Origin of the sequence: Streptomyces sp. NPDC046876, from assembly GCF_040645035.1 — a bacterium.
Taxonomy (GTDB): Bacteria; Actinomycetota; Actinomycetes; order Streptomycetales; family Streptomycetaceae; genus Streptomyces.
The window spans coordinates 177,167-183,814 of record NZ_JBEYXK010000006.1; the positions used below are offsets into that span (position 1 = coordinate 177,167).

At 74.8% G+C, this 6,648-nt stretch carries 7 protein-coding genes; 2 read left to right on the top strand and 5 right to left on the bottom strand.

Translation table 11 applies throughout. The features are described from left to right. Window positions 1-69 precede the first annotated feature (69 nt). From ABZ924_RS06315 to miaA, 4 genes are all read right to left on the bottom strand, one after another. Window positions 70-2,196 (bottom strand): HD domain-containing protein, encoded by a 2,127-nt coding sequence (locus ABZ924_RS06315; RefSeq protein WP_361904903.1) that lies wholly within the window; start codon window positions 2,194-2,196, stop codon window positions 70-72. 141 nt (window positions 2,197-2,337) lie between these two features. Then, window positions 2,338-3,213, bottom strand: coding sequence for a diaminopimelate epimerase (gene dapF, locus ABZ924_RS06320; protein ID WP_361904904.1), 876 nt, complete (start codon window positions 3,211-3,213; stop codon window positions 2,338-2,340). A gap of 136 nt (window positions 3,214-3,349) precedes the next feature. Beyond that, window positions 3,350-3,862, bottom strand: a complete 513-nt coding sequence (locus ABZ924_RS06325; protein ID WP_361904934.1) for a hypothetical protein — start codon at window positions 3,860-3,862, stop codon at window positions 3,350-3,352. 130 nt (window positions 3,863-3,992) lie between these two features. Beyond that, the gene (gene miaA, locus ABZ924_RS06330; protein WP_361904907.1) at window positions 3,993-4,931 is read right to left on the bottom strand and encodes a tRNA (adenosine(37)-N6)-dimethylallyltransferase MiaA; all 939 of its coding nucleotides are present in this window, start codon (window positions 4,929-4,931) and stop codon (window positions 3,993-3,995) included. A gap of 163 nt (window positions 4,932-5,094) precedes the next feature. Here miaA and ABZ924_RS06335 point away from each other — a divergent pair, with 163 nt between their 5' ends. After that, window positions 5,095-5,337, top strand: coding sequence for a hypothetical protein (locus ABZ924_RS06335; protein ID WP_361904909.1), 243 nt, complete (start codon window positions 5,095-5,097; stop codon window positions 5,335-5,337). Window positions 5,338-5,360: 23 nt separating this feature from the next. After that, the gene (locus ABZ924_RS06340) at window positions 5,361-5,606 is read left to right on the top strand and encodes an antitoxin (protein ID WP_361904912.1); all 246 of its coding nucleotides are present in this window, start codon (window positions 5,361-5,363) and stop codon (window positions 5,604-5,606) included. Between the two features lie 82 nt (window positions 5,607-5,688). Here ABZ924_RS06340 and ABZ924_RS06345 read toward each other — a convergent pair whose 3' ends face one another. Then, window positions 5,689-6,408: a class III extradiol dioxygenase subunit B-like domain-containing protein gene (locus ABZ924_RS06345; protein ID WP_361904914.1), complete on the bottom strand. Its 720-nt coding sequence runs from the start codon at window positions 6,406-6,408 to the stop codon at window positions 5,689-5,691. Window positions 6,409-6,648: the final 240 nt, after the last annotated feature.

Genomic DNA, 6,648 nt, shown 5'->3' on the forward strand with positions numbered 1-6,648 from the left:
GAGCCGGGGCCGCCGCGTGAGCCAGGGCCGCCGGGCGGGCCGAGCGGGTCGGGCGCGCCGCCGAGCGGGTCAGGCGCGGCTGACGTCGTACACGCCGGGTACGTCGCGCATGGCCCGCATGAGCGCCGGGAGGCCCGCCGCGTCGGGGAGCTGGAGGGTGTAGGTGTGCCGGACGCGCTGTTCAACGGGGGGTTCCACGGTCGCGGAGACGACCTCGACGCCCTGGCGGGCGATGGCCTCGGTGAGGTCGGCCAGCAGGTGGGGGCGGCCGAACGATTCGGCGAGCAGGGTGACCCGGCAGTCCGCGGTGGCCCGCCAGTGCACGGCGACGGAGGTGCGCCCCAGGGACCGCATCTGGGCGACGGCCGCGCACTCGACGCGGTGGACGGTGACGGCCCCGCCCCGCACCACGAACCCGGCGACGACATCCGGGGGCACCGGGGTGCAGCAGCCGGCCAGCCGGACGGGGGCGTCGGGCAGGTCGGCGACGGCGTTGGCGCCCCCGCCCCGGGCCCCGACCACGGACAGCGGGGCCCGGGCGGGGGTGGTGGTGGGCTTGGGGCCGTCGGGATGGCTTTCGAGCCAGCTGCTGATGGCGATCCGCGCGGCCTGGGTCCTGGCGTGGTCCAGCCAGTCGGCGGCGGGTCCGGAGGAGGAGTCCTGGGCGAGGAGCAGCTGGACGGTGTCGCCGTCGGACAGCCGTGAGCCCAGGGAGGTGAGGCGCCCGTTGACCCGGGCGCCGATACAGCCGTGGGCGGCTTCGCCGTACTGGGCGTAGGCGGCGTCGATGCAGCTGGCGCCGGCGGGCAGGCCCAGGGTGCCGCCGTCGGCGCGGAAGACGGTGATCTCCCGGTCCTGGGCCAGTTCGGCGCGCAGGCCGCTCCAGAAGGTGTCGGGGTCGGGTGCGGAGCGCTGCCAGTCGAGCAGCCGGGCCAGCCAGCCGGGCCGGGTGGGGTCGACCCGTTCCTCGTCGCCGTCGGCGGCCTCGGCGGCGGCGGAGGCAGCGGAGGCAGAGCCGGTGGCAGTCGCAGCGGCGGCGGCCGCGGTCGCGTACGGGTTGCCGAGCGCGACCACGCCGGCCTCGGCGACCCGGTGCATCTGCCGGGTGCGGACGATGACCTCGGCCACGTACCCCTCCGGCGTGGCGACGGCCGTGTGCAGCGACTGGTAGAGGTTGAACTTGGGGGCGGCGATGAAGTCCTTGAACTCCGAGACGACCGGGGTGAAGCAGGTGTGCAGCTCCCCCAGCACCCCGTAGCAGTCGGCGTTCTCGCCGACGAGGACGAGGATGCGGCCGAAGTCGGAGCCGCGGAGCTCGCCGCGTTTGAGGGCGACGCGGTGCACGGAGACGAAGTGCCGGGGCCGTACCTGCACCTCGGCGGCGATCCCGGCGTCGCGCAGGACGGCGCGTACGGAGTCGGCGATGCCGGGCAGCGGGTCACTCTCCCCGGCGTGGGCGGCGATGAGGGCGCGGGTGTGCTCGTACTCCTCGGGGTGCAGGATCGCGAAGACGAGGTCTTCCAGCTCGGTCTTGAGGGCCTGGACGCCGAGGCGTTCGGCGAGCGGGATGAGGACGTCGCGGGTGACCTTGGCGATCCGCGCCTGTTTCTCCGGGCGCATCACGCCGAGGGTGCGCATGTTGTGCAGCCGGTCGGCGAGTTTGATGGACATCACGCGGACGTCGTTGCCGGTGGCGACGAGCATCTTGCGGAAGGTCTCGGGTTCGGCGGCAGCCCCGTAGTCGATCTTCTCGACCTTGGTGACGCCGTCGACGATGAAGGCGACCTCGTCGCCGAACTCGGCCCGGACCTGATCGAGGGTCACCTCGGTGTCCTCGACGGTGTCGTGGAGCAGAGAGGCCGTCAAGGTGGTGGTCTCGGCGCCGAGTTCGGCGAGGATCAGGGTGACGGCGAGCGGGTGTGTGATGTACGGCTCACCGCTCTTGCGCATCTGGCCGCGGTGCGAGGTCTCCGCGAGCAGGTACGCGCGGCGCAGGACGGACAGGTCCGCGTCCGGGTGGTGGGCGCGGTGCGCCTCGGCGACGTGGCCGATGGCGTCGGGGAGCCGGTCCCGGGGCGTGGGCCCGAGGAGGGCCGCACGCCCGAGTCGGCGCAGGTCAATGCGGGTCCGGCCCCGTCTGCGGAGTTCGGGGCGCGCTTCGGGTCGTGCTTCGGGGTTCGTGGCCTCTGCACTCATGGGCACCTCCGGCGGCTTCTACCGGCTGCGGCGGGCATGGGGTGAAGCCCTCAGGGCCGGTGTCTGATGCTACCGACCCCACCACGTGGCGCAGTCCACCTCTCGCCGAGCGTGAAACGGATCACCCATGAGAGGGAACCTTCAGGCGAAAGCCGTTTCGGTGAGCCAGGAGGGGTCGAACTCGCCCGCCGCGACGATCACGGCCGGCCCGGTCATGTCGATCCGGCCGTCGGGGTGTTCGGTGATGACGAGGGTACCGCCGGGGAGGTCCACGGTGTACGTGACGGGCTCTCCGGTGACGGAGGGGTCGGCGCCGTCGCGGCGGATGGCGGCCACGGCGACGGCACAGGCGCCGGTGCCGCAGGAGCGGGTCTCGCCGGAGCCGCGCTCGTGGACGCGCATGGCGACGTGGCGGGGGCCGCGGTCGACGACGAACTCCACGTTCACGCCGGTCGGGTAGACCTCGGCGGGGTGGTACGGCGGGGGTTCGAACAGGTTGCCCGCGTGGTCGAGGCTCTCGACGAACGCGACGGCGTGCGGGTTGCCCATGTTCACGTTGCGGGCGGGCCAGGCGCGGTCGCCGACGACCACGGTGACCTGCTCCTCGGGCAGGACGGCGCGGCCCATGGAGACGGTGACGTCGCCGCTCTTGTCGAGGTGGACCCGCTTGATGCCGCCGCGGGTGGCGACGGCGAGGTCGCCGGGCTCGACGTGGCCGGCGTACTGGAGGTAGCGGGCGAAGACGCGGACGCCGTTGCCGCACATCTCGGCGACAGAGCCGTCGCTGTTGCGGTAGTCCATGAACCACTCGGCCTCGTCGGCCATGTGCGCCGCCTCGGGGTGGGCGGCGGAGCGGACGACGTGCAGCACTCCGTCCGCGCCGATGCCGGCGCGCCGGTCGCACAGCCGGGCGACGGCGGCCGCGGGCAGCCCGACGGTGTTGTCCGGGTCCGGGACGATCACGAAGTCGTTCTCGGTGCCGTGGCCCTTGAGGAAGGAGAGGCTCGTCTGCGTCACGCGCCCCATGGTACCGAGCGGGCCTTCGCGCAGGTCGGCGGTGTCCGGGGCGTGGACGCGGGCGTCGCCCGGGCGGCGCAGGGGCCACCGCGAACGCGGGGGGGGGGGGGGGTCGGCGGTGAGCACCCGGCGGGGACTACCGGAGCCGGGCCACCCGGTACACGGCCAGGCCTACGACGACCAGCGCGACCAGGGCGTACAGCGCGGCCATGCGCCAGTCGGGGCGGCGGCCGCTGCCGCGGGGCGGGAGCCCGGGCCAGGTGTAGCCGACGCGCCGCGCGGCCATCATCCCCCAGCCGCCGGCGCAGGCGCAGATCAGGAAGCCGAGCATGGCGACCACGGCTCCGCCGTCACCGAACTCGAAGGCGAGCGGGAAGGCGAACATCAGGGAGCCGGCGGCGGCCAGCATCACGATCGGGGCGATCTGCCAGATCCGCAGCCGGCGCTGCGGGCGCAGCTCGACCTCGAACTCGGGACCGGCGGGGACCTCGCCGTCGGCGGGGTCGGGGACGTCCGGACCGTCGGAGGTCAGCCGGGCCGGGTCCGCGGGCAGGCCGAGCTCGTCGGGCACGGGCGTCTCGCCGAGAAGCGTCGGGTCCGCTTCCCGCTTCGTCCCGTCCCGGCCGGTGTCACGAGGGCCGGCCTCCATCGCCACGCGCCCTCCCCACTCGGACTCCGTTGCCGCCGTTCACCGCTGGTGACCACACCTGCGGAATTTGATGATGGCACGGCCCGGGGCCCCGAACGGGCGCGCGGGGCGTCCCGATGCCATGACGTGATCAGGCTGTAACCGCTCGTTCGACCAACGACTGCGCAAGCCCGGGGAGTTCCCTGCGGTCGGCGGCCGCCCCGCTGAGCCAGTGCACGCGGGGGTCGCGGCGGAACCAGGAGTCCTGGCGGCGGGCGAAGCGCTTGGTGGCGCGGACGGTCTCGGCCCGGGCCTCGTCCTCGGTGCACTCCCCGGCGAGGGCGGCCAGCACCTGCTGGTAGCCGAGCGCCCTGGACGCGGTGATTCCGTCGCGCAGGCCGCGGGCCTCCAGCGCGCGGACCTCGTCGACCAGGCCGGCCTCCCACATGCGGTCCACGCGCAGCGCGATCCGCTCGTCGAGCTCGGGCCGGGAGACGTCGACGCCGATCTGGACGGTGTCGTACACCGACTCGTGGCCGGGCAGGTTGGCGGTGAAGGGCTTCCCGGTGATCTCGATGACCTCCAGGGCGCGGACGATGCGGCGGCCGTTGCCGGGCAGGATCGCCTCGGCGGCGGCCGGGTCCGCGGCGGCGAGGCGCAGGTGCAGGGCTCCGGGGCCGCGCTCGGCGAGCTCCTCCTCCAGCCGGGCGCGGACCTCGGGGTCGGTGCCGGGGAACTCCATGGCGTCGAGGGCGCCGCGGACGTACAGGCCGGATCCGCCGACGAGGACCGGCGTACGGCCCTGGGCGAGCAGCTCGTCGATTTCGGCGCGGGCCAGGCGCTGGTACTCGGCGACGCTGGCGGTCTCGGTCACGTCCCAGATGTCGAGGAGGTGGTGCGGGATCCCGCCCTGCTCCTCGGTCGTCAGCTTGGCGGTGCCGATGTCCATCCCCCGGTACAGCTGCATGGAGTCGGCGTTGACGACCTCGCCGTCGAAATGGCGGGCCAGGGCTACGCCCAGATCTGACTTTCCGGCCGCGGTGGGGCCGACGACGGCGATGACCCGCGGGGCGGGGGATGCGTTCCTCACTGCCCCAGTCTCGCAAACACTCCGGCATGCACCCGATCGAGTTACGTGACGGGGCGGCGGCACCGTCGTTGCCCTGGCGGGGTTCCGCCCGGCGTGCGCCCGGCGCAGGCAGGGCCGGACCGGGCGGAACTTCACCCGCACGAGTAACGTTATGGGAGTAGACATGGGCGTTTTTGATCGGCTTTTTCGTCGTAAGGCCGCTGCTGCGACCGACGAGGTCGCGGCGGAGGGCGTGACGGCGGAGAAGCAGTCCGAGGAGTCCGGGGTGGCCGCCGACGGGGCGGCCGGGACCGGGGCCGAGCCGGCGGCCGCCGGGGCTCCGGCGGCGGAGGCCGTCGAGATCCCGAAGCAGCAGTCGGCGGAGGCCGCCGCGGACAGCGAGGCCGGGGAGAGCGCCCGCACGTAGCCACCGCCACGGGAAGGTGACCCATGGGCCTGCTGGACACTCTGAAGGCCAAGCTCGAGCCGGCGAAGGAGAAGGTCGAACACCTCGCGCAGCAGCACGAGGGCAGCATCGGCGAGCGGCTGGACAAGGTCGCCAAGGCCGTGGACTCCAAGACGCACGGCAAGTACAGCGACCGGATCTCGAGCGGCACGGGCAAGGCGAAGGACGCCCTGGGCAAGATCGCGCACAAGGACGCCCCCGGCGGGCCGACGCCGCCGCCGGCTTCCTGACGCGGTTCACGGCAAGGGGCGCGGGCCGAGCGGGCCCGCGCCCCTTGCCGTGCCTGCGTTTTGGCGGCCTGTGTCCGGCGGCTCAGGACCAGGCGGCGACGAAGTAGCCCACCCCGTACGGGGCGGCCTCGTACAGCAGCCGCCCGTCCAGGCCCGCGCCCTCGGCGGCGCCGGCCAGCACCTGCCACGGGGCCCGGCCGGCGGCCTGGAGCTCGCGGGCCAGACCGGGGTCGAGCGCGGCGAGACCGGCCGTGTCGGCGGCCGCGAGGGCGCGCCCGGCGGCGGCGTCGAAGTCGGCGGCGCGCTCGTCGAGGTAGCCGGGGGCCTTGAGGGTGCGGCAGGCGCTGCCGTCGCCCATGACGAGGAGGGCGACGCGCTCCTCGCGCGCGGCGAGGCGGCGGCCGGCCTCCAGGCACTGTGCGGGGGCGAGGTCCGCGGCCACGGCCAGGCCTTCGAGCGGGGCGGCGCCCCAGCGGGCGTGCTCGAGCAGCCAGGCGCCGACGGCGAGCGGTGCGGGCAGGGTGCGGGGCCCCGCCCCGTCCCCGTCACCGCGCCCCAGTCGGACGTCGGCCGCGACGCCGAAGCCGCGGAAGCTGCCGGGGGTGCCCTGGGGGTAGGGGCCGGCGGCGTCCGGGGTGTCGGCGGCGCCGACGACGACCAGCAGGTCGGGGCGGGAGGCGGCGAGTACCGCGAGGGCGTCGGAGCAGGCGGTACGGGCGTCGCCGAGTTCGGCGGCGGCCCCTGCGGCGACCTCGGGCACGAGCAGTGGCGGGGCGGGGCAGACGGCAGCGGCTACGAGCATGCCCCGACCCTATCCGCCGCCCCCGCCCCGGGCCCCGCCCGGACCCCGCGCCTCAAACGCCGGCGGGGCTGGATGTGCTGGACCCCGGTCCCGGGCGTCGCCGGAGGCGGAGCGACGGTGCTGCCGCCCACACGTCCTCGGCGCCCGCCTTCTGGGCATTCCAGCCTCGCCGGCGTTTGAGGCGCGGGTTTGGGGCGGAGCCCCGAGAAACCCGGCTCCGCCGGGCACCGGGCTCCGCCC